The following is a 21,349-nucleotide window of genomic DNA, read 5'->3' on the forward strand; positions in this document are numbered from 1 at the left end:
GTCATCCTCCAGTGGCGTTGCGACCGCCCTTCTTGACCAGGAATTGATCCTTCAGGCGTAACGCCTTTTCCGTGATTCCGTCGGAAGCGACGAGTTTCCTGTATTCGTCGCCAGGCTTCGGTTTGGCATGTTTGAAGACGTACCACTCGCCATTCGGCACGCGCCGCTGGTAGATCGTGTCTCCGATCTTGCTGTGTCCGAAACAGGTGCGGGCCGGGCCGGAGCCGTCGGCCGCCGTCCACCTTGCCTGCATGCACATCATGCCAAGGTCGCTGACATACCAGTTGCCTTCCGCAAACGAGCGTTTGCCCTTGTTGTCGACGTAAGCGACCAGTTTCCTGTCGTGCGCGGTAAAGCGAGCGCCCCCCGTCGGCCATTGCCAGGTCTTGTTCCGGTAGAGGGAATAGACCTCGTAGGCGCTCAAGGGGATCGGCTTGATCTCCATTTTCGCCCTCGCCGGCTGTGCGGCCGTATAGGCCGCAAAGGCTGCGAGAGGCAGCAGAAGCGGCAGAAGCAATACATTCATGGACCGTTTCATCACTTTTTCTCCTCGCTTGAGGGCCGTTTGCGGTGCGAGGGGCCTGCGGCACGCTGCGCTTACAGCGATGTCTGAAGCCGGCCGACCTTGCTTGTAACCCTCGTCTCACGTACCTCCGGCAAGCCGGAGCCTTTCCGCAGCCCGTCTGTCGCGGACGGCGAAAACCCTTTCCATTTCAAACGAAACCGCACGACCCTGAGGTCCGACCCGCCCTGCCCGGCACCGGCAACCGAAAATTTCGCTTCGGTCAGCCCGACGAAACCGAGCCCCTGCGACAGCGCTTCGGTGGCCTCAGCGCCATGGCGGATGGCCGACTGCCCCGACAGCACCGAGATGACCACGAGGCAGCCACCGGTCAGCGCCGTCATTGCCGTGCGCGGAACGAGCGCAAGCCGGTTTTCCCGCGCATGCTGGACATGGATGGTGGCAGCGAGCCCCGCATAGATCAGGGCGTTGATGCCGGCAAAGATGTAGAAGCCGCGCGCCGTCCCGGCGTCGGAGACGAGCCAAAGCGCAAGAGCAGAGCCGAGCGAAAGCACGAGATAGGGCATCATGACGCGCAGCGGCAAGGGTGCTGCCGGCCCTGCTCCCTTGGGCGTGATGCGGAAATCGACGAAGGAGCCGCTGATGTGATCGCGCACCGCCGCCACGCAACCGAGCAGCGACCACGGCCAGCGGGCAAAGAGAAACAGCATGCCCTCCCAGCTGAGCACCCGCGCATCATGCGGCCTGAACGTGCCGGTCGAGCGCCAGAAATAGGCCAGCGCGACCAGAACCAGCGACAATGGCGCAAAATGCAGCACAAAGTCGGGATAGGTGGCGGCGACGAAGCTGCGCCCCATGACGAGCGCCATGATCGGCATGACGAACATCAGCGCCATGAACAGAGAAAACAGCGGATACCAGAGCTGCGAGAAGATGAACTGGAACTTCAGCCGCATCGGCAGCCGCGGCACATAGATCGGCGAATACTTGAGCAGGATCGTCACAAGGCTGCGCGACCACTGGAATTCCTGGATGACGAGATCCGCAAAGGTGGCGGGCCCGTCGCCATGGGCGATCGCATTGAGGGCGTGTACGCCCTTCCAGCCGCCGGCGTTCATCAAGAGCGTGGTCGAATGGTCTTCGGCGAGCTCCGGTCCGAGACCGCCGACCTGCTTCAGTGCTTTGGTCCGGACTGCATAATGCGAGCCGATGCAAAGCGGCGCCCAGCCGTTGTTGTAGCCTGCCTGCAACGAGCCGTGGAGGCTCGCTTCGGCGTGAAGACGGCCGCGTGCCGACCAGCTGCGCCCGGCATTGGCATCGCAGATGCTCGGTGCCGAGACGTAGCCGACCTTTGGATCGTTGAACGGGCGCAGCACCTCGACGAGATAGGTCGGCTCCGGCACGTGATCGGCATCGAACTGGGCGACGAAATCGTAACGGTCATAGCCGTAGTGATCGTAGAAATAGGCGAGGTTTCCCTCCTTGCAGCGGGTGCGCCGCGGCCAGGTGACCCGGTGGTAGTCTGCAACACCCTTGCGTGTCGAAACAAACACGCCCTGCCGTGCGCACCAGTCGATCGTTTCGGGTGACGGATCCTCGTCCGCCAGCCATACGTCGTAGTCGCAGCCGATCTGATCGAGCAACGCAAGCAGCGTCTTGCGGACAACAGTGAAAGGCTCCGACGGCGCCTTGGTCACCACCATGGCGATCCGGCCCTGCGGAACGGCCTGGCCGTTCTTGCCCGCGACCTTGGCGCCTGCGAATATGAAGATGAAATAGGCGGGCAGCAGCGTGATCCAGCCGACCACAATCGTAATCATGACGTAGGATGGCCAATCGTTGACATGGGCTGGGTCGAGCCACCACGCCCAGAAATAGATGAACGCTGCGAGCCAGACGGAAATACCGAGACCGTTGAGGAGCCTCATACGGGCCGAGAACAGCGACACCAGCCGCCGGGCGTCAGATGTGCTTGTCCCGGCGGTCCTTGCCATACCGGGGGCTTGAAGCCAGGCGGCTGCGGCTTTGCGGGTCATGACCGCACCTCCAGCCCGAAACCGGGGGCAGCCGTTCTGATGATGGTTGCGATATCGGACAGCGACGGCCGGAAGCCAAGCGTCTGGCGTGCCCAGGCGGTGTCGGCATAAAGCACGGGCGGATCGCCGGCGCGACGCGCCAGCAGCTGCACCGGGACCCGCCTACGGGTGACCTGGTGGATGGCATCAATCACTTGGCTGACGGACGTGCCGTGGCCCGAGCCGAGATTGGCCTTGAGCGGGTCGCCGCCGTTGCGCAGGTAGTCGACGGCGGCAACATGCGCCTCAGCCAAGTCCATGACGTGAATGTAGTCACGGATGCAGGTGCCGTCGGGCGTATCGTAGTCATCACCGAAGACGTCAAGTCTGTCGAGCCGGCCGGCTGCGGCCATCAATGCCCGCGGGATCAGGTGGGTCTCCGGATCGTGCCGCTCGGTCAACTGTCCATCGGGATCGGCACCGGCAGCATTGAAGTAGCGCAAGGCGACGGAGCGGAACCCGTAGGCCCGGGCATAGTCGCCAAGCATCAGCTCGATCATCAGTTTCGTGCGGCCGTAAGGATTGACCGGAAGCTGGATCGTATCCTCGGTGATCGGCAAGCGCGGCGGCACGCCATAGGTCGCGCAGGTGCTGGAAAAGACGATGCGCGCCAGCCCAGCCTGCCGGCACGCCTCCAGCAAGGAAACGCTGCCGGCGACATTGTTGCGATAGTACTTTCCGGGGTCCTCGACCGATTCTCCGACATAGGCGGAAGCGGCGAAATGAATCAGGCATTCGGGCTTGTAGGTCTGGATCGCCTCCACGATCCGTCCCGTGTCTTCGAGCCCGCCCTCGACCAGCGGCCCCCAGCGGACATTGGTCCGGTGCCCCGTCGACAGATTGTCGTAGACGACCGGCAGGATGCCGGCCCCAGCGAGGCGCTTGCAGGTATGGCTGCCTATGAAGCCGGCTCCGCCGGTGACAAGAACGACGCGCGACATATCATACCGCCTCTCCCGCCACGGCGAGGTCTGACGTGCCCAGGCGGCGATCGAAATAGGCAATGGCGCGTTGAAGCCCTTCGCGCAGCGCGACCTTGGGTTCCCAGCCGAGCTCTGCCATGGCCTGGGAAATGTCCGGTCGGCGCTGACGCGGATCGTCGACGGCTGCCGCGCGGTGCACGATGCGCGAGCGCGAGCCGGTCATCGAGCGAACCATCTCGGCAAGTTCGAGAACCGTAAACTCGCCAGGGTTTCCGAGGTTGATCGGACCGATGCAACCGTCGTCCGAGACCGACAACCGGATGAAGCCCTCGATGAGATCGTCGACATAACAGAAGGAGCGCGTCTGCTGGCCATCACCATAGATGGTCAGATCCTTGCCGAGCAGCGCCTGCACCACGAAATTCGAGATGACGCGTCCGTCGTCGGGGCGCATGCGCGGCCCATAGGTGTTGAAGATCCGCGCGACCTTCGTCTTCACCCTGTAGGTGCGGTGATAGTCGAAGAACAGCGTTTCGGCGGAGCGCTTGCCCTCATCGTAGCAGGCGCGCGGCCCGATGGGGTTGACGTTGCCGAAGTAGCTTTCGCGCTGCGGGCTGTGCAGCGGGTCGCCGTACACTTCAGACGTCGACGACTGCACCACCGTGGCGCCGGTGGCACGGGCATTTTCCAGCACGTTCATGGCGCCGAGCACATTGGTCATCAACGTTCCCACCGGGTCGGCCTGGTAATCCGGCGGCGACGCTGGCGAAGCGAAATTGAAGATGACGTCCACATCGAAAAGAAAGGGCTTGCGCACGTCGTGCTCGACGATGTGGAAGCGGCTTATCTCGCTAAGGTGGGAAAGGTTTTCTCGCCGACCGGTCGAGAAATTGTCGAGGCAAACGACGCTGTGCCCCAGAGAAAGAAGTCTTTCGCAAAGATGTGACCCGAGAAATCCGCCACCTCCGGTCACCAGTATTCGCTTGGGTATGCCTGCTACTTTCTTCAGAAAATCCTGTCTGCCAACAACCGGCAGCTCACCACGACCGACCTTACGCATTACACACCTCCAATTATTATACACACCATTAAATCTGGTGATTGGAGACGAGTCGTGACTGAAAACTACAATAAGGAAACATTCTTTATTAAGGATTCAAAACACAACCCGACATTATAAAAACAAGAGACAGAAGAACCACGAATTCTTCCGAAGAATTTACAATATTAGACATTTATCAAATAATTAATCAATAGTCAATGCGTAACTAAAATAATAAGTATAAGATATCTTAAGCCGTCACGTTATTATTGGTAACATTTCATCTAATTGGTACAACAAAATTGGCGGACAACCGAAAGTATATTAAGATATGCAACAGATGTGACTACTTTAATTAGAATAGCCGCATCAAAATTACCGACATTAAAGGGAAGATACTCCCTAAATCCGCCATCTGGCCTCAACACCTTACCGGACCTACGCCATACGGTTGTGCTTTCCTACACGCGCTTGTCGGCAACACACAATGCGTGCAGCCTCGCTACGCTATGCGCGGCCGACACAAATTCACGGCGGTCACCAAAGCCACCACCATAAAAGGTCACGGTAGACGCCGGGGCGTTTTGGGAAGGACACACTCTACCCCGCACTTATCGACACCCAAATTCGTCGATAAGCGACAAGCGGCGGAAGCGTCACTCCCGGCGCATCACGACATCAATTTTTCCAGCGCGAAGAAAACGGTCCTGCCGGGTGTTCGTCCGCATCGGTGGTAAAGTAGCGCGATGCCGCCTCTGTGCGGTTTCGCACATTCATCTTCTTATAGATGTTGCGAACGTGAACTTTCACCGTGTTTTCCGACAATCCAAGACGATCGGCGATGATCTTGTTCTGGGTACCCATGCAGATCAGGTCGAGGATCTGGACCTCGCGGGTCGTCAACCCACCCAGACTGGCCTCGCGCCGCCGCTTTCCCGCGTTGGCGTAGACAGCCGCATCGGGCACCTCAGCCTGCCGGCCATAAAGCTTGGTCGGGGCATAGGGGTCCACCGACAGCCGTCGCAGCAGTGCGGCTGGGAAATGCTCGCCACCCTTCATCAGCAGATCGATCGCAGCAAGGCAGACATCGAGGTGCAGATTGAGGGGAAGGACGCCATGGATCAACCGCTCCTCAACAAAACCGGCGATCGACGGATCGAGCTCTTCTGCATTTTCCACCACCAGCCCGATCGAGGCCTTGGGGTGGAACTCGTGAATAGTCCGCAGGATAGTGGGAAATGTCTTAGCGGACATGCGGTAGAGCATGATCAGCGTCACATCGACGAGATTGCCGTCGAGCAGATTGTCGGGATCGGAAAGGCTTACGACGTCATGCCCGGGGAACCGTGAACCGACCGCCTGCATAAGGCACTCGGCAAACAGGTCGATCTTTGCAAGCATGACAATCTTTTTCTTTTGCGACAAAGCTTTGTTGTTGTCTTCAAAATCGCCCACGTTGGAGCCTTCAGGATGCATTACGCCCTCCTTGGGTTTCCCATTTATTTTTATGGGTGCGCCAGCCTGACTTGGAGTTACGCCCATCTCAGCAAATTTATTCATAACCAGTGAAATAGTGCGAACTCACCCCACAGACGGAAAATTCGCGCTAGCTAATGTATCGTAAAGGCAAAAGGGGTGAAACAACCCAAAAGGATTAGAAGGCCCCTGGAATCCCCCTTAAATCGATCTAAATCGAACCATCTTTGGGGTATTCATTAATCAAATATTCAACAACACCACCTCAGAATGATCGAATCTACCCTCAGCCTAGACAATACGGCCGCTCCGCCTCATCCGTTTCCATCACTGGGGATGGCGCGGACACCCTCCGCTGGGTCGATATAAGCCGTCAGCAATAGCCTCCGATCTAATCGGGCTACGGTAAAATACCTAACAATACTTCCTAGTAGCTATCATCAGGGTGACATCATCCCACTCGATAGGGCGCCTGACAAGCGCGCCGACGCCTGAAAGCGCTGCTGATGTACTAGGTCTAAAACTCCACCAGATGCCGATTCATAAAACTTAACAAAGTCTTGCCAATCTCGGAAACCTGTCAAACAGCGCGGAATTCGCCCAAAAATGGGCCTTCTAGCTCCAATTGGTGTCTATCGTCGCGCTGCGTTCGGAGCCACACTTCAGCTATCGCACTCGAGTTTCGTGTGATCCGAGCCTGGTAAATGTGTGTGCGTTCTGGCTCGCGGCCCGTGTGAATGCGTAAGCGTAACAATGCGTATGCAAGTATTTTTAGACAAGAGCATTATCACACGTAATGATTGAGTGCAGGGACATACCTGCCGCCAAGACATACTCAAAATAACACTGAAATATATCGAAACCCAACAGATGAATATCCCGCGGGAGCATCATCTGAATTTCAAAAAAAGAGCCAGCCCCGGATGAAAACCCCATAAAAGATGTAGGGGTTTCGGTGCTGGCTCCTTCTCAGGAGGAGAACCACATGTCCGCACTTCTCGACGATAGCATCAAGGCCGATGATGATCTGAAAGTCGGCGCTCTCGCCGATGGGCTGGCAACCAGTGCCGCTAATGATCTGGACGTTGACGACGGCTCAACGAGTAACGTTGGCATCGGCAACGGCAACCACTCCACCGACAATTCGCAGGACAACGACACCAAGACGGACGTCGACGTTGACACCGACATCAAGACCGAAGCCAACGAAAACGGCGACAACCGCAACAATTATACCGACAGCTCGACCGACTACGATTACGACTACAAAGACAACAGCAAGGTCGAAACCGACATCGACCAGAAGAACAATGGCGATAACCGCGACAATTCCTATGACTGGGATTACGACAGCAAGGTTACCATCAAGACCGACATCGACACCGACATAAAAACCGAAGCCAACGAAAACGGCGACAACCGCAACAACTATTCGTCATCCGACAACGACATCATCACCAAATCGGACGACGACTTTGCGACGCTCAAGGACGTCAAGGACTTCGACAATCTCGGCATCGCCGGTGGCGATCTCGCCTTCAATATCGGCGACGACTTCTCGTTCAACCTGAACGTCGACCACATCCTCAACAACTCGCTCGAAGGCGCCGGCAACGACACCGGCTTCAGCGTGGTCCAGGCCAACAATCTTGCCGATCAGGATCAGGCCTACGACATCAAGATGAACAACGCCAACGCCACCAACGATCTGCGGGCAAATGGCGGAGATTCGGATGGCGGCGATGGTCTGAACTTCGACACAAAGTCGGATTGGGATCTCAAGGCCGGCGACGGCATCAACGGCAGCACGACGTCGGACGCTTCGGCGATCCTGGCCAACTCCGGCTTCCACCAGGAAATCGTCCAGGGCGCGAACCTCGTCAGCAACACTGTCGACTCCAGCGTCATCGGCGGCAATTCGCACACCACGGATGTCGGTCACGACACCGACAGCTGATCGATCCATCTTACAAGAGAAGACTGCACCGGCCCCGCTTGGCCGGTGCAGTCGCGGAAACGTGATTTCGGATCGGTTCGTTCTTTTTACCGGGGCATTCCTGTCTAAGCCCGCCGAAGTCTCCCTTTGATGCGGAAAAAAGGGAAGGATCGGGACGATGCAAACGGAAAGACTGAATGAAATCATTGCACATTTCATCGGCATGTTCGAAGCGGATGCCGATGAAGCACGGCTGAGAGCAAAGCAGCTCGAAGGCGGCGATCTCAGGGAAGCGGTGCAGCAGGTCGACGACGGCGATACAAAGTCGACTGACTTTGCATCCTCGCTCCAGTTGATCGACTACGATCCCGAAGTGCTCTATCGAGCCCCCTCCCATGACATTGCCGATGTGGATCTGTTCGGACGGATCCGCGGCTTCGGCGACCATTTTGCCGATGGCGTCGCCCAGCACGGCAACGCCGTTCCGGTGAAGCTGTTCGGCAGCTTCGGCCAACCGGACGGTGCGCCCGTCGAAGACAAGCTGATCGTCCACGACGGCCCCGGCTCAGTCATTGCCCATGTGGTCCAGGCCAACATGGTGCGCGACGACGACGTCCTGAACATGACGGACGCGACGATTGCGCCGCGCGATACGACCTACGTCACCTACGAGCTCGCCGAACTGGGCGGCGAGGCGACGGCGGCCACACCATTCGCGCACTACAGCCGCGTCGATACCTATGACGGCCTTTCCAAGATCGCCGACGAGCTGTCGAGCTACGCCGCTGCAAACCGACCGCCGGAGCCGCCGGCCTCAGGCAGCGACCCGGACGGCAACACCGGCACCGATCCCGGCACCACCGCTGCCCTTGCCGAACAGCCCGCCGATACGGATCCGCTCGACGACGAGATCAATCTTCCCGAGACGGTATCTCCCGACGAATTGCCGACGGACGGCAACGGCAATTTCGCCCTGGCCGCCGACAGCATCGAGGGCGTCTACGTCAACGGCTGCCGCGTCGATGAAGCCCCGGTTCTTGCCGATTTCATGCCCGATCGTGGACTGGCGCAACCGGTCGCCGATCCCGAGGGCAGCGACGTCCCGCTGCAGGAGGAAGACGATAGCAGCGACAATTCCGTTTACGTCGAAGCCGGCGCCAACATCGTCGCCAACATCGTCAGCATCGTCGAGACCGGCGTCATCGCTCCGGTGACGGCGGTGATGGGCGGCTACCACCAGATCGACGTCATCTCCCAATCCTACGCCTATGCCGACGGCGACAAGCTGGACAAGGTGCTGCGCGAAAACTCGGCCGAATCCGCCTCAAGAACGGTTGCGATGAACATCGCCAATTTCGGCCGCGAGGCCTTTCATTCCGGGTCGTCCGATCAGGAAGACGATGCCGCGCAGTCCTCGATCTTCCCGAATTCCTGGCGCGTCAGCGTGGTCGATGGGGATGTTTCCTTCGTCCACTGGATCGAGCAGTACAACTTCCTCAACGACAACGACACGGTGACCGTTACCACCAGCGGCGTTCAGACAACGGCCCTGACCGGCGGCAATGTGGTGGTGAACCTCGCATCCTTCCTGGGGATCGGTGATCAATACGATCTGGTGATCGTCGGCGGCAAGATCCTGGATCTGAACATGATCACCCAGGTCGCCGTGTTTTACGACAACGACGATGTCAATGGCATCACCTCCGGCAACGGCATGACTGTCGACCAGAGCGGAAACCTGATCTGGAACCAGGCATCGATCCAGAACGTCGGCGCCAACGACCGCTTCGAGGCGATGCCCGACTACATCCAGAAAGCCGTCGACAACATCAACGATCGCGCCAACGAACTGCCTTCCGGCTTTTCGCACGATTTCAACTTCCAGGGCTATGAAGGCCTGAACATTCTCTACATCACCGGCAACCTTTATGACGTCAACGTCATCAAGCAGGTCAGCGTTCTCGGCGATGCCGACTCGGTCGCTTATGTCGCCAACAGGATACTCAGCGACAATCCGGACGCCGAAGTCACCATTCACACCGGTGGAAACGTTGTCGTCAACAGCGCTCAAATCATCGACTACGACAGCTTCGGTCAGACCACTTATGTCGGCGGCGAGGTTTATTCCGATGCCATCCTGATCCAGGCCGGCATCGTCGACAACGACAGCTGCTCCTCGGATGTCTCGCCTAAGGGCGACCGGCTCGCCAACGAAGTGATCGCCTTTATCGGCGACGACGACACGCCATCGCACCCGACCGAAACGGTGATCGACGCCGGCAACGACATGTCCTGGTCCAACGGCCAATGGAACGACGTCATGCACACGGTGCTGACCTAACAAGAACACGACGGGGGGAAGGCATGAACGATCTTTCGAAGTGGCGTAGCGGTGCTGGCAGGCCGCCTGCACAGGGTGAGCCGGTTCTGGAAGCGGTCGACGAACTCGAAGCAGCGTTGACCGACAAGTGCATCGCCGCGATCAACGAGGCCGTGGAAGGCCTGCGCCAAGTCGGCCTCGATATCCGCACGACACAGGAAGCCATCTCGCGACCCAAAAAAATCGCTGAGACCCCCGCGTCCGGCGACCACGACGATTCCGATGCCGAATTGCTTGCCGTTACCCATTCCCTGGCAAACCCCATCCGTCATACCGAGAAGAAACAGGCCGGCTATCAGTTCGGCCCACGGCGCGAGGGCGCGTTGTGGCAGAGCCGCGAAAGCGTGCCGCTGCAGGAAATCGAGCCCGTGGCGCCGGTAGAAGCACCGATCATCGAGGTGCCGCTTGCGAAAGCCACGCCGACGAACGCCTTGCCGGCAGAACCGCAGGAGCCAAAGCCGCTCGATGCGCAGGCGAGCCCGGTCCAACAGGAAACCACAGCCCGTCGTGGCAACGACAGCGACCCGGCCGATGAATTGAAGAGCCGACCGGGTCGCCCTCTGCCACAGACGATCGACAACGATCCAGGCCCGCTGAAGGAGAACGACCGCCGCCCGACCGTGCGCGATGGTGGCGGCAACAACGGCGTTCCCACCGATGGCGGCGGCGGCGGTGGCGGCGGCGGCGACAAGCACACATTCCACAAGCGCATGGGACCGATCAATTTCGCCGCCAGCCTGCGCAACGGCATGGCGGTCGTTCGCCGCAACATGATGATCGTCATCGCGTTTACCGTCGCGATCAACGTGCTGGTCCTCGCCATTCCGATCTATCTGTTCCAGATCTCCGACCGGGTGCTGACCAGCCGCTCGCAGGATACGCTTGTCATGCTGACGATCGCCGTGCTCGGCGCCATCGTGTTGCAGGTCATCCTCGATTCCATCCGCCGTTTCATCCTGATGCGGACGGCGGTCGAAATGGAGGTCCAGCTCGGTGCGCCTATCCTAAGTGCGGCCGCAAGAGCGTCATTGCACGGCAACGGTCGCGACTACCAGGTATTGAGCGACCTTCAGCAACTGCGCTCCTTCATCGTCTCCGGCACCTTGATCTCGTTCCTCGATGCCCCGCTGATGCCGTTCTTCGTCGTGGTGGTCTGGATTATCCAGCCGCAACTCGGCCTGATCGTCATCATGTGCTGCGTCGTCCTGTTCGTGATCGCCTATCTCAATCAGAAAGCGACGTCGCAGCCCTTCAGCGAGGCCAACGCCTTCCTCAGCCGCGCCAATTTCCATCTGGATTCGATGTCGCGCAATTCGCAGATCATCAACGCGCTGGCGATGATCCCCGAAGCGGTGAAGATGTGGGGCCGCGAAACGGCAGGCTCGCTGAAATCGCAGGTCTATGCCCAGGACCGCAGCATCGTCTTTACCGGAGCCTCGAAGGCGGTGCGGATGTTCACCCAGGTCGCCCTGCTCGGCTGGGGCGCGCATCTGTCGATGGACGGGCACCTGACCGGCGGCATGGTCATCGCCGCCTCGATCATCGCGGGGCGCGCGCTGGCACCGGTCGAAGGCGCGATCGAGGGCTGGAACCAGCTCAACCACTCGCGTGCCGCCTATGGCCGGATCAAGCAGTTGCTGGTCAATTCACCGTTGAACTTCCCGCGGCTGCGCCTGCCGAAACCGGAAGGCCGGCTTGATGTCGAACGCATCCTCTTCGTGCCGCCGCCGCAGAAGCGGGTGATCCTCAACGGCATTTCCTTCTCGCTCAACAAGGGGGAGTCGCTTGCAGTCATCGGCAATTCCGGCTCCGGCAAGACGACGCTCGGCAAGATGCTCGTCGGTTCGATCGTACCGACCTCGGGCAATGTCCGCCTCGATCTCATGGACCTGAGAAACTGGGACCAGCGGCAGTTCGGCGAAAGCATCGGCTATCTGCCGCAGGACGTGCAGCTCTTTCCCGGCACCATCAAGGCCAATATCTCGCGCATGCGCGACGATGTCGAAGACAGCACCATCTTCGAAGCGGCGGTGCTTGCCGACGTGCACGAATTGATTGCCTCGTTCCCGCAGGGCTACGAGACGATCGTCGCCGCAGACGGAGCGCCGCTTTCCGGTGGTCAGAAGCAGCGCATCGCTCTGGCGCGCGCCTTCTTCGGCAACCCCAAATTCGTGGTGCTGGACGAGCCCAATTCCAATCTCGACAGCAATGGCGAGGCGGCTCTTGCCCGGGCGCTGGTGCATGCCAAGAAGCAGGGCATCACCACCGTCACCATCACCCAGCGCCCCGCTTTGCTGCAATGCGTCGACAAGATCATGGTTCTGAACGAAGGAACCGTCGCCATGTTCGGCGCGCGCAACGACGTGCTTGCCGCCATCAGCGCCAAGCCGAAGGACGAAAAGTCCGCACCCCGTATCGCCGGAGAATGACCATGAGCCGCGAGAAAAAGAATGCTGCCGAGGAACATGCCGTCGAGTGGTATTCGGAGGTGCCGCGATCGATAAAGCTGCACAGCATGGCCGGCCTCGCCCTGATCCTCGCGTCGTTCGGCGGCTTCGGTTACTGGGCCTTTGCTGCGCCACTGGCGGCCGCGATCATCGCCCAGGGAAGCTTCGTCGCCAACGGCAACAACAAGATCATCCAGCACCTCGAAGGCGGCATCATCGAGCAGATGCTGGTGGCGGAAGGCGACAAGGTCAAGACCGGTGATATCCTGGTCAAGCTCGACCAGACACCGTCGCGCGCCAACGAGCGCGCGCTCAACCTGAAGCGCCTGCGTCTCGAAGCTGTGGTCGCGCGGCTACGCGCGGAAGCCCTGGGCAGTGGCACATTCAAGATCCCCGACATTGTCAAGAAAGAGGCAAGCGATCCGGATATCCACGCGATCATCGAGAGCCAGAACGTCAACTTCCACAGCAAGAAGATCAAGCTCGACGACCAGCTGAGCCTCATCGAGCAGAACATCAAGTCGCTGGAGTTCCGCGCCAAGGGTTACGAACGCCAGCAGGAATCGTTCAACAAGCAGCTGGACATCCTCAACGAGGAACGCGCCGCCAAGAGCAAGCTTGCCGAAAGCGGCCTGATCAAGAGATCGGAACTGATGGCGCTCGACCGTGCTGCTGCCGACGCCATGGGCGAAATCGGCAGGCTCGACGCCGAGGTCAAGGAGAGCCTGTCGCAGATCGATCGCTATCGCCAGGAGGCGGTAATCGCCGTCAATGCCAACAAACAGGCGGCACTCGATGGGCTTGAAGCCGCCGAGGCCGACCTCGACGGCGTGCGCGAGCAGCTACGCGAGGCAAGCGAGGTCCTTGGCCGTGCCACCATCCGTTCACCCGTCGACGGAACCGTGGTGCGCAGCTATTTCCATACCGCCGGCGGCGTGATCGCGACCGGCAAGCCGATCATGGAAATCCTGCCGGCCAATGTACCGCTGATCATCGAAGCGCAAGTGTTGCGGACCTCGATCGACCAGTTGCGGGTGGGCGAGGACGCGACGATACGCCTGTCGGCGCTCAACCGCCGCACGACGCCGGTGCTGAGCGGCAAGGTCTTCTATGTCTCCGCCGATTCCGTCGAAGAAGTGAGCGGAGGCCAGCAGCGCGACGTCTATATCGTCCGCGTAGAGGTGCCCGTCAGCGAGATCCACCGCGTGCATGGCTTCCATCCGGTGCCGGGCATGCCGGCCGAAGTACTGATCACCACCTCGGAGCGCACATTCTTCGAATATCTGACGAAACCGATCACCGACAGCATGTCGCGAGCCTTCAAGGAAACCTGAGACGAAGCGGGGAGGCTGACGATGACGTCGGCGCACGATCGGAATCGGCTGCAGGTTTCGGCTTTTTGCCCCCGACCTCTCGCCGTCTTGAAGGCTGGATTATTTCCTTCAAGATGGTCTTCGCCGGTGATGGCAGCGTGCCGTGGGTCGCGTAAAGGGGAGACGTTTGATGGCAGCGATACACGAGGTGCTTTTGCTTGTCGGCCGCCTCAACTACGTCTGGACCAATACCGAAAGCCTGCTGATCTATGTCATTGCCCACCTGCTGAATGTCGACAAGGAGCAGGCGATCGTGGTCTTTCTGACCTTGAACACCACGCGCGCCCGTATCGACCTGACGGAGCGCCTGGCCAAGCTGCCGGCCACACCCGCCGACACGCGCGACAGCGTTCTTTCGATCATGGATCGGCTGAAACAGCAGTCGAAGATGCGCAACAAGTACAACCACTGCATCTACTCCTTCGACGAGCAGGGCGAAATCTCCAGCACGCAGCTGATGCGCCTGGTCGAAGGCGACAAGGACATTCGCTACGGCAAGGTCGAGCAGCTGGACGCCCGCGAACTGGAGCGGCTCGAAGCTGCCATCCGGGAGATCACCGAGATCAGCAAGAGCCTCTGGGCGTTCATTCGCTCCCGGCCGAATTTCGACGAGCGTTCGATCTAGAGCATTTCCAGGAAAAGTGCGAAGCGGTCGCCGACGCCGGCAGACAATGCATTCGAATAATATGAATTAGTACAGCCGGGCTATGGATTGACTAATACCTAAGGTAATTTTGAAAACGAACAATCCGGACATATGCTTTTAGGAAAGTATTTATCTGTTGCGTACCGGGGGCGTTATGAAAATAGATATTTTTGACACTTTGGAAGATTTTGAAAAAATTCGCGAAGATTGGGATCGGATTTACTTGGAAGATCCCGAAGCTCATCTTTTTCTTTCGTGGGGGTGGTTGCAAAAGTATCTGTCGCACCGCCACCGCTGGTTCGTTCTCGCGCTGAAGCAGGAAGGCGATGCGCATTACTGCGCCTTCATGCCATTGAAGGTGGCGACCTACCAGGACGAAAAGACCAAGCTCTTCTGTGACGAAATCCGAATGGCAGGCAATTACGGTGCCGACTATACCGGTTTCCTGTGCCGGCCCGGTCTGGAGGACGAGGCGGCCGATGCCTTTTCCGTTCATATCGGCAAGGAGAACTGGACAACCCTCACGTTCGACTATTTCTATACCGCCTCGTCCCGGCTCGACCGCCTGCTCGGCGCTTTTCCCGAAAGCCAGTTCGTGCAGACCAGCAACGAGCGCAGCAATGCTGACAACATCGACAATACGATCTGCCCCTATGTGAACCTGCCGGAAAGCTGGGAGGAATATCTCAGCACGCATATGAGTGCGCAGACGCGACAGAAGCTGCGACGCTTCATGCGGATGGTCGAGGCCTCACCCGATTACCGCATTACCCACGCGACGAAAGAGACGATCGAAAGGGACCTCGATACCCTGTTCCGGCTGTGGCGTATCAAATGGGCGGAGCGCAAGGGCAGCAAGGTCGACCGTCTGATCACCCTGACGCGGGAGATGTTGCTCGACGCCTTTAACCAGGGCGCGCTCGACGTGCCCGTTCTGTGGTATCAGGACCGGCCGCTCGGCGTGCTTGCCAATCTGCTCGACCGGCAGAAGCAGACCATTCTGTTCTATATCACCGGTCGCGACGAGGCATGGACGACCCCTTCCCCCGGCCTTCTGCTGCACGGCTTTGCCATTCGCGATGCGATCGCCGAGGGATATCGGGTCTACGATTTCCTGCGCGGCAACGAAGACTACAAATATTCCTTTGGCGTCGAGGAACGCCGCATTCGCAGCATGCTTGTCCGGACCCTGTCCGGTCGCAATCTGCGCAATTGTCTCAACCCGCGCAGCATCGAATATGTCTACGATCGCGCTGTGGAACTGCACAAGCAGGGGCGATTGGACAAGGCGGAGCCTGGCTATCGACAGGTCATCCACACTGCGCCGACACACGTGCGCGCCCGCTACGGCCTCGCCCAGCTTTTCGACGACAAGGGCGAACACGACGAGGCGGAATATCTCTACAGAGGCTTGCTTGCGACGATGCCGGGTGCCGGCAAGATCCAGCATCGCCTCGGTGATAGCCAGATGGCGCAAAGACACTACACCGAAGCAGCCGAGACCTTCGAGGCCCTGCTCGCTCGCCATCCGCTCCTGAGCCTCGTGCGCTACAAGCTCGGCGTCGCGCTCTGCGCGACCGGCCGAGGCGAAGAAGCCCTCGGCATCTTCACAAGCTTCGAGGATATCCTTTCCGACGATCCGGATCACGTGCGCTGCAAGCTGAAGGCGCAGGAAGCCGTCATACGACTGAAGGCAGCCATGCAAACCCTGCAACAGGACGAGGTTCCCGAACCGGCGCAAACCCCGGTATCGATCGCCCCACCGCCGAGAGTCCTGGTGCCGCCGAAGCGAACGCTTGACGCCTCCGTGCGCCTGCCGACCACGCCGCCCCTGCTTCAGCCCTCTTTGCCGGCCGGCATTTCGGCGCACCTGCAGGCACGACCGAACAAGCCGGGCGACACGGGCTCACGGATCAAGCACTGAAGCATATCGCGCAAAAGCGCGCAGTGGTGCGGCCGGCCGCTCACTCGGCGGTTTCGGTCCATTCGAGCGCCTTCAGTTCCTCGCGAAATGCGAAACGGATGATATGGCGCTCGATCACGTCCTTGCATTCCGCCAGCGCCTCGGCATCCGGCGATACCGCGACGAACGACAGCTGATCTCCGCGGGCCGTCATGCGCGCGGTGCTGGCCCCTATCGTCGCAACCGAATCCGTCTCAGTGTACTCGACCGTCGTCTTGTGCGCGAAATGCTTGGACATCTGCTGCAGGTATTGCGACGCGCGCTCGGTGGTAAAACCGCTCGTGGCTTTCAACATGTTCTTCTCCACACTGCATGGGGATCGATGGGTAGGCAAAGGCCAAGACGGGCGGCATGATCGCTCCTGCCGCCCTCTGCAAATTTTTGCTTACTTCTTGCTCAGCGCTTCCGTGAGCTGATCGACGATATCCTGTTCGGACTTGAGGCCCGAGCTCGTCAGGTAGAGCTTGGCGGAATCGAGATAGATGACCCGCTCGTTCTTCCAGGCCTTGGTCTGGCGTACCAGCTCGTTGTCGAGCAGGGCTGCGGCCGGCTGGCCTTCCTGGCCGATCGCCGCGTCGCGGTCGACGACGAAGATCCAGTCCGGATTGGTCTCGAGGATATATTCGTAGGAAACAGCCTGGCCGTGCGTCGCGACCTGCAGCTTCGGGTCCGCCGGCTCGACGCCGAAGATGTCGTGGATTTCGCCGAAACGCGACCCCTTGCCATAGGCGCTGATCTTGCCGCCGGTCGTCAAGAGCACGAGGCCGCTGCCGGCACCCTTGGCAACGCCGCGCAGCTTCTCGATCGAGCCGTCGAGCTTGTCCGAAGCGGCCTTGATCTCCACTTCCTTGCCGAAGATGAGGCCGAGAATGGCGGCATTCTTCTTGACGCTGCCGATCAGATCCTTGTCATCAGAGGTCAGGTCGATGGTCGGAGCGAGCTTGGCGAGTTCGGCATATTTCGACTGCGAACGGCCGCCGACGATGATCAGGTCAGGCTCGGCAGCATTGACCGCCTCATAATCGGGCTCAAACAGCGTGCCGATCTTCGGAAAGTCGTCGGACTTGTATTTTTCCAGCGCCGGCGGGATCGCGGAGCCGGGAACGCCGGCCACGGCAACGCCGAGCATATCCAGGGTCTCGAGCATGCCGAAGTCATAAACCAGCACGGTCTTCGGATTCTTTTCGACATCCGTCACGCCGCTGCTGTGCTCGATCTTCAACGTTTCGGCGCTTGCGGCAGGCGCCAGTGCCAAAACGGCAGCGACAGCAACACTACGAAGACCATTAGAAAACAGAGATATATTCATGACTATTTTCCTCATCTTTTCGATCGTCCTAGCGCGATTTTCCAAAGAGGGCAACAAGACCGTTCAACGTCCGGCAAAAGTCATCGGGCAATGCGAACCTTAGAACCTGGACGGGGGACAACAGAAAACGCCCTTCCTGCCTCCCGTCATTTCAGGCCACTGCGGCGTTCCGCGCGACGAAACTTGACTAACGATGTCATATATATGATTGAGACTCAGCCCCAGTCCGGTGCCTGACCGGAGAGGCTTTCGCGATGCCGAGACATGCACGAACGAAACATGTCTCAAGTTGTTCGGAGGCGACGGAAGAATGAACGGCAGCCAGCCGGCCACGAAGAGCGATTTTCGGCCCCCCATTGATCATCGGGCAAGCGCCGACGGGACGTCGAACAGCAGGCGGCTGGCAGCTTGCAGCTGGCTTTCGCGTCATGAAAGGCTGGAGGCGACGCGCAACGCGCTGGAGGAGCGCGGCACGATCATCGCCCGGGCTGCCTCTATCGTCGCTGACACCACTCCCTCCAACTTTACGACGGCGTTCAAAAGGGCGTACGGGGGTTCGCCGAAACACCGGCGCGCGTAAGACCGATCGATGAAACCACTTCTGATTGCCATTCCCTTCATCCTGCTGCTTGCCGTCATCAGCGTCCTGACCGGCGTCGGCAGCCTCGCCTCCGGGCTTGGCGGCGATGGGCGCGGCTGGCTGCTAATCGTCGAGAGCCGGGTGCCGCGCACCCTGGCGCTGATGCTGGCCGGAACCGGTCTCGCCGTCGCCGGCACGATCATGCAGATGCTCGCCCGCAACCGTTTCGTCGAACCGTCGACGGCAGGCACAGCCGAATCGGCTGCCCTCGGCATGCTGCTGACGATGATCTTCGCGCCGGCCCTGCCGGTTGCTGCGAAGATGGCCGTCGCCGCCCTCACCGCGTTGGCCGGCACGGCGCTGTTTCTAAAAATCCTGCGCCAGATCCCGCTGCGATCGGCGCTGATGGTGCCGCTGGTCGGCATCATGCTCGGTGGCGTCATCAGCGCCGTCACCACCTTCATCGCCTATCGCTACGACATGACGCAGTCGATGGGTGCGTGGATATCAGGCGATTTCTCCGGCGTGCTGCGCGGTCGCTACGAGCTGCTATGGATCGCCCTTGTCCTGACGCTGATCGCCTATGTCACCGCCGCCCGTTTCACCGTCATCGGCATGGGCGAGGACATCGCCCGCAACGTCGGCCTCGACTACAATAAGGTCGTGACGCTCGGCCTTGGCATCGTTTCGATGGTGACGGCCACCGTCGTCGCCACCGTCGGCATGGTGCCGTTCCTCGGGCTGATCGTGCCGAATGTCATCAGCCTCGTGGTCGGCGACAACCTCCGGCGCACCCTGCCGCTGATCGCCGCCACCGGCGCCGGTCTGGTGCTGGCCTGCGACATCGTCGGCCGTATTGTCATCGCGCCCTATGAGATCCCAGTCGGAACCGTCATGGGCGTCATCGGCAGCGTCGTCTTCCTCTATCTGCTGCTTTCGAGGCGCGCCCATGCAGGCTGAAATCAAAAGAGCCTCGCCCGCCGGCGTGCTGGTGGTGACAGCTGTGCTCGCTCTGCTGTCGATGCTGGCCTTCATGACGCTCGGCGCCAGGGGAAGCTGGGCCTTCATCCTTTCCTTCCGCGGCGCCAAGCTCGCGGGCATGGTCCTCGTCGCCTATGCCATTGCGGTCTCGACCATCCTGTTCCAGACGATCTCCGGCAACCGCATTCTGACGCCGTCGATCATCGGCTTCGACGCGATGTACGCGCTGCTGCAGACGGTCATGATATTTTTCCTCGGAGCCGCTGGCGCCACCGCCGTCGACCCGCGGCTTCAGTTCGTCATCGAGACGGCGGCAATGGCCGGCTTTTCCGTGCTGTTGTTCCGGGCACTGTTTTCCGGAGGCACCCGCAGCCTGCATCTCCTGATGCTGGTCGGCATCATCCTCGGTGGGCTGTTCCGCAGTCTCTCCTCCTTCCTGCAGCGCATCCTCGATCCCAATGAGTTCGTGGTGCTGCAGGACCGCCTGTTTGCCAGCTTCAACACCGTCAATGCCGACCTTCTCGGCATTTCCGCCATCGCCGTCGCCGCCGTGACCTTCGTTCTGTGGCGGCTGTTCCCGACCTTCGACGTGCTGTCGCTCGGCCGAGAAAGCGCCATCGGCCTGGGTGTCGACCATCACCGCACCGTCACCATCCTGCTTGTGCTCATCGCCGTCCTCGTCTCGGTCTCCACGGCGCTTGTCGGCCCGGTGACGTTCTTCGGCCTTCTGGTCGCAAGCCTTGCCTGGCAGATCACCCCGACGGCCAGCCATCGCTTCGTGCTGCCGATCGCCGTGTGCCTTGCCATCGTTACGCTCGTCGGCGGCCAGGTGATCCTGGAGCGGCTGTTCGCCTTCAACACCGCGCTCAGCATCGTCATCGAATTCGTCGGCGGTCTTGTGTTCATCTTCCTGCTTGTCCGAGGCTCCGCCCGATGATCGAAATCCGCGACGTGACCAAATCCTACGGCAGCAACGCGGTCGTCGACCGGGTCTCGATGACGCTTCCGGCCGGTGGCCTGACCTCGATCATCGGCCCGAACGGCGCCGGCAAATCGACGCTGCTGTCGATCGTCAGCCGCCTGATGCCGATGGATGGGGGACAGGTTCTAGTCGATGGCCTCGACGTCAGCCGCACGGCCGGCGACGTGCTTGCCCGCCGCCTGTCGATCATGCGCCAGGACAACCACATCACCGCGCGCCTCAGCGTCCGCGACCTGGTTACCTTCGGTCGCTACCCCTATTCGAAGGGGCGCCTGACGGCGATCGACGTCGAACATATCGACCGCTCGATCGCCTATGTCGGGCTCAAAGCCTTTGAGCACCGGTTCCTCGACGAACTGTCCGGTGGCCAGCGCCAGCGCGCCTTCATCGCCATGGTGCTCTGCCAGGATACCGACTACATGCTGTTCGACGAGCCGCTCAACAATCTCGACATGAAACATGCCGTCGAGACGATGAAGCTGCTGCGGCGCTTGGCCGACGATTTCGCCAAGACGGTCGTCGTCGTGCTGCACGACATCAACTTCGCCTCCGCCTATTCCGACCGCATCGTCGCCATGCGCGACGGCAAGCTCGCCTTCGAAGGCGCACCGAAGGACATGATCGAGCCGTCGCGCCTGCAGGCGATCTTTGACGTCGACTGCCGCGTGCACGCCGTCGGCGAAACGCGGCTCGTCAACTATTTCGAATAGGCC

Annotated in this window: 17 protein-coding genes; 10 read left to right on the top strand and 7 right to left on the bottom strand. The window is 60.0% G+C overall.

Translation table 11 applies throughout. The annotated features are described in order from the left end of the window. Position 1: 1 nt before the first annotated feature. The 5 genes from AC244_RS28235 to AC244_RS28255 form a co-directional block, all read right to left on the bottom strand. The gene (locus tag AC244_RS28235; protein ID WP_053252146.1) at positions 2-538 is read right to left on the bottom strand and encodes a DUF995 domain-containing protein; all 537 of its coding nucleotides are present in this window, start codon (positions 536-538) and stop codon (positions 2-4) included. A 59-nt stretch (positions 539-597) separates the two neighbouring features. Then, positions 598-2,559: a glycosyltransferase family 2 protein gene (locus AC244_RS28240; RefSeq protein WP_063934166.1), complete on the bottom strand. Its 1,962-nt coding sequence runs from the start codon at positions 2,557-2,559 to the stop codon at positions 598-600. Then, on the bottom strand, positions 2,556-3,539 hold the full coding sequence (galE, locus tag AC244_RS28245) for a UDP-glucose 4-epimerase GalE (protein WP_053252147.1): 984 nt from the start codon (positions 3,537-3,539) through the stop codon (positions 2,556-2,558). Before galE ends, AC244_RS28240 begins: the two co-directional genes overlap by 4 nt. A 1-nt stretch (position 3,540) precedes the next feature. Then, the gene (locus tag AC244_RS28250) at positions 3,541-4,581 is read right to left on the bottom strand and encodes a UDP-glucuronic acid decarboxylase family protein (protein WP_082367213.1); all 1,041 of its coding nucleotides are present in this window, start codon (positions 4,579-4,581) and stop codon (positions 3,541-3,543) included. A gap of 660 nt (positions 4,582-5,241) precedes the next feature. Further along, a complete protein-coding gene (locus tag AC244_RS28255; protein ID WP_053252148.1) occupies positions 5,242-6,039 on the bottom strand; it encodes a helix-turn-helix transcriptional regulator in 798 nt (265 codons plus the stop codon). Positions 6,040-7,024: 985 nt separating this feature from the next. On the opposite strand from AC244_RS28255, the gene AC244_RS28260 reads away from it, so the two are divergent. From AC244_RS28260 to AC244_RS28285, 6 genes are all read left to right on the top strand, one after another. Continuing rightward, positions 7,025-7,996, top strand: coding sequence for a hypothetical protein (locus AC244_RS28260; protein WP_053252149.1), 972 nt, complete (start codon positions 7,025-7,027; stop codon positions 7,994-7,996). Between the two features lie 157 nt (positions 7,997-8,153). Continuing rightward, entirely contained in the window at positions 8,154-10,316 is a 2,163-nt protein-coding gene (locus AC244_RS28265) for a hypothetical protein (RefSeq protein WP_053252150.1), read from the top strand. Positions 10,317-10,339: 23 nt separating this feature from the next. Further along, positions 10,340-12,784, top strand: a complete 2,445-nt coding sequence (locus tag AC244_RS28270) for a type I secretion system permease/ATPase (protein WP_234717051.1) — start codon at positions 10,340-10,342, stop codon at positions 12,782-12,784. Between the two features lie 2 nt (positions 12,785-12,786). Next, the gene (locus AC244_RS28275) at positions 12,787-14,136 is read left to right on the top strand and encodes an HlyD family type I secretion periplasmic adaptor subunit (protein ID WP_053252151.1); all 1,350 of its coding nucleotides are present in this window, start codon (positions 12,787-12,789) and stop codon (positions 14,134-14,136) included. A 169-nt stretch (positions 14,137-14,305) separates the two neighbouring features. Further along, the gene (locus AC244_RS28280; RefSeq protein WP_053252152.1) at positions 14,306-14,800 is read left to right on the top strand and encodes a hypothetical protein; all 495 of its coding nucleotides are present in this window, start codon (positions 14,306-14,308) and stop codon (positions 14,798-14,800) included. A 286-nt stretch (positions 14,801-15,086) separates the two neighbouring features. Continuing rightward, on the top strand, positions 15,087-16,745 hold the full coding sequence (locus AC244_RS28285) for a GNAT family N-acetyltransferase (protein WP_161807907.1): 1,659 nt from the start codon (positions 15,087-15,089) through the stop codon (positions 16,743-16,745). Positions 16,746-16,785: 40 nt separating this feature from the next. Here the strand turns inward: AC244_RS28285 and AC244_RS28290 are convergent, their stop codons facing one another. Both AC244_RS28290 and AC244_RS28295 read right to left on the bottom strand, forming a co-directional pair. Then, positions 16,786-17,079, bottom strand: coding sequence for a DUF2218 domain-containing protein (locus tag AC244_RS28290; RefSeq protein ID WP_053252154.1), 294 nt, complete (start codon positions 17,077-17,079; stop codon positions 16,786-16,788). Positions 17,080-17,169: 90 nt separating this feature from the next. Continuing rightward, positions 17,170-18,093 (bottom strand): siderophore ABC transporter substrate-binding protein, encoded by a 924-nt coding sequence (locus AC244_RS28295; protein ID WP_152976138.1) that lies wholly within the window; start codon positions 18,091-18,093, stop codon positions 17,170-17,172. A 310-nt stretch (positions 18,094-18,403) separates the two neighbouring features. Between AC244_RS28295 and AC244_RS28300 the strand changes: the two genes are divergently transcribed. From AC244_RS28300 to AC244_RS28315, 4 genes are read left to right on the top strand one after another with little or no spacing between them, the layout of a single operon-like run. After that, complete coding sequence (locus tag AC244_RS28300; RefSeq protein WP_053252156.1) at positions 18,404-18,673, top strand: AraC family transcriptional regulator; 270 nt, start codon at positions 18,404-18,406, stop codon at positions 18,671-18,673. Positions 18,674-18,682: 9 nt separating this feature from the next. Then, the gene (locus AC244_RS28305; RefSeq protein ID WP_053252157.1) at positions 18,683-19,633 is read left to right on the top strand and encodes an ABC transporter permease; all 951 of its coding nucleotides are present in this window, start codon (positions 18,683-18,685) and stop codon (positions 19,631-19,633) included. Next, positions 19,623-20,591, top strand: a complete 969-nt coding sequence (locus AC244_RS28310; RefSeq protein ID WP_053252158.1) for an iron chelate uptake ABC transporter family permease subunit — start codon at positions 19,623-19,625, stop codon at positions 20,589-20,591. The genes AC244_RS28305 and AC244_RS28310 overlap by 11 nt, the downstream gene beginning before the upstream one ends. Then, entirely contained in the window at positions 20,588-21,346 is a 759-nt protein-coding gene (locus tag AC244_RS28315) for an ABC transporter ATP-binding protein (protein WP_053252159.1), read from the top strand. The genes AC244_RS28310 and AC244_RS28315 overlap by 4 nt, the downstream gene beginning before the upstream one ends. Positions 21,347-21,349 lie beyond the last annotated feature (3 nt).

Source organism: Ensifer adhaerens, from assembly GCF_001270265.1.
In the GTDB taxonomy this organism is placed as follows: Bacteria; Pseudomonadota; Alphaproteobacteria; order Rhizobiales; family Rhizobiaceae; genus Ensifer; species Ensifer adhaerens_B.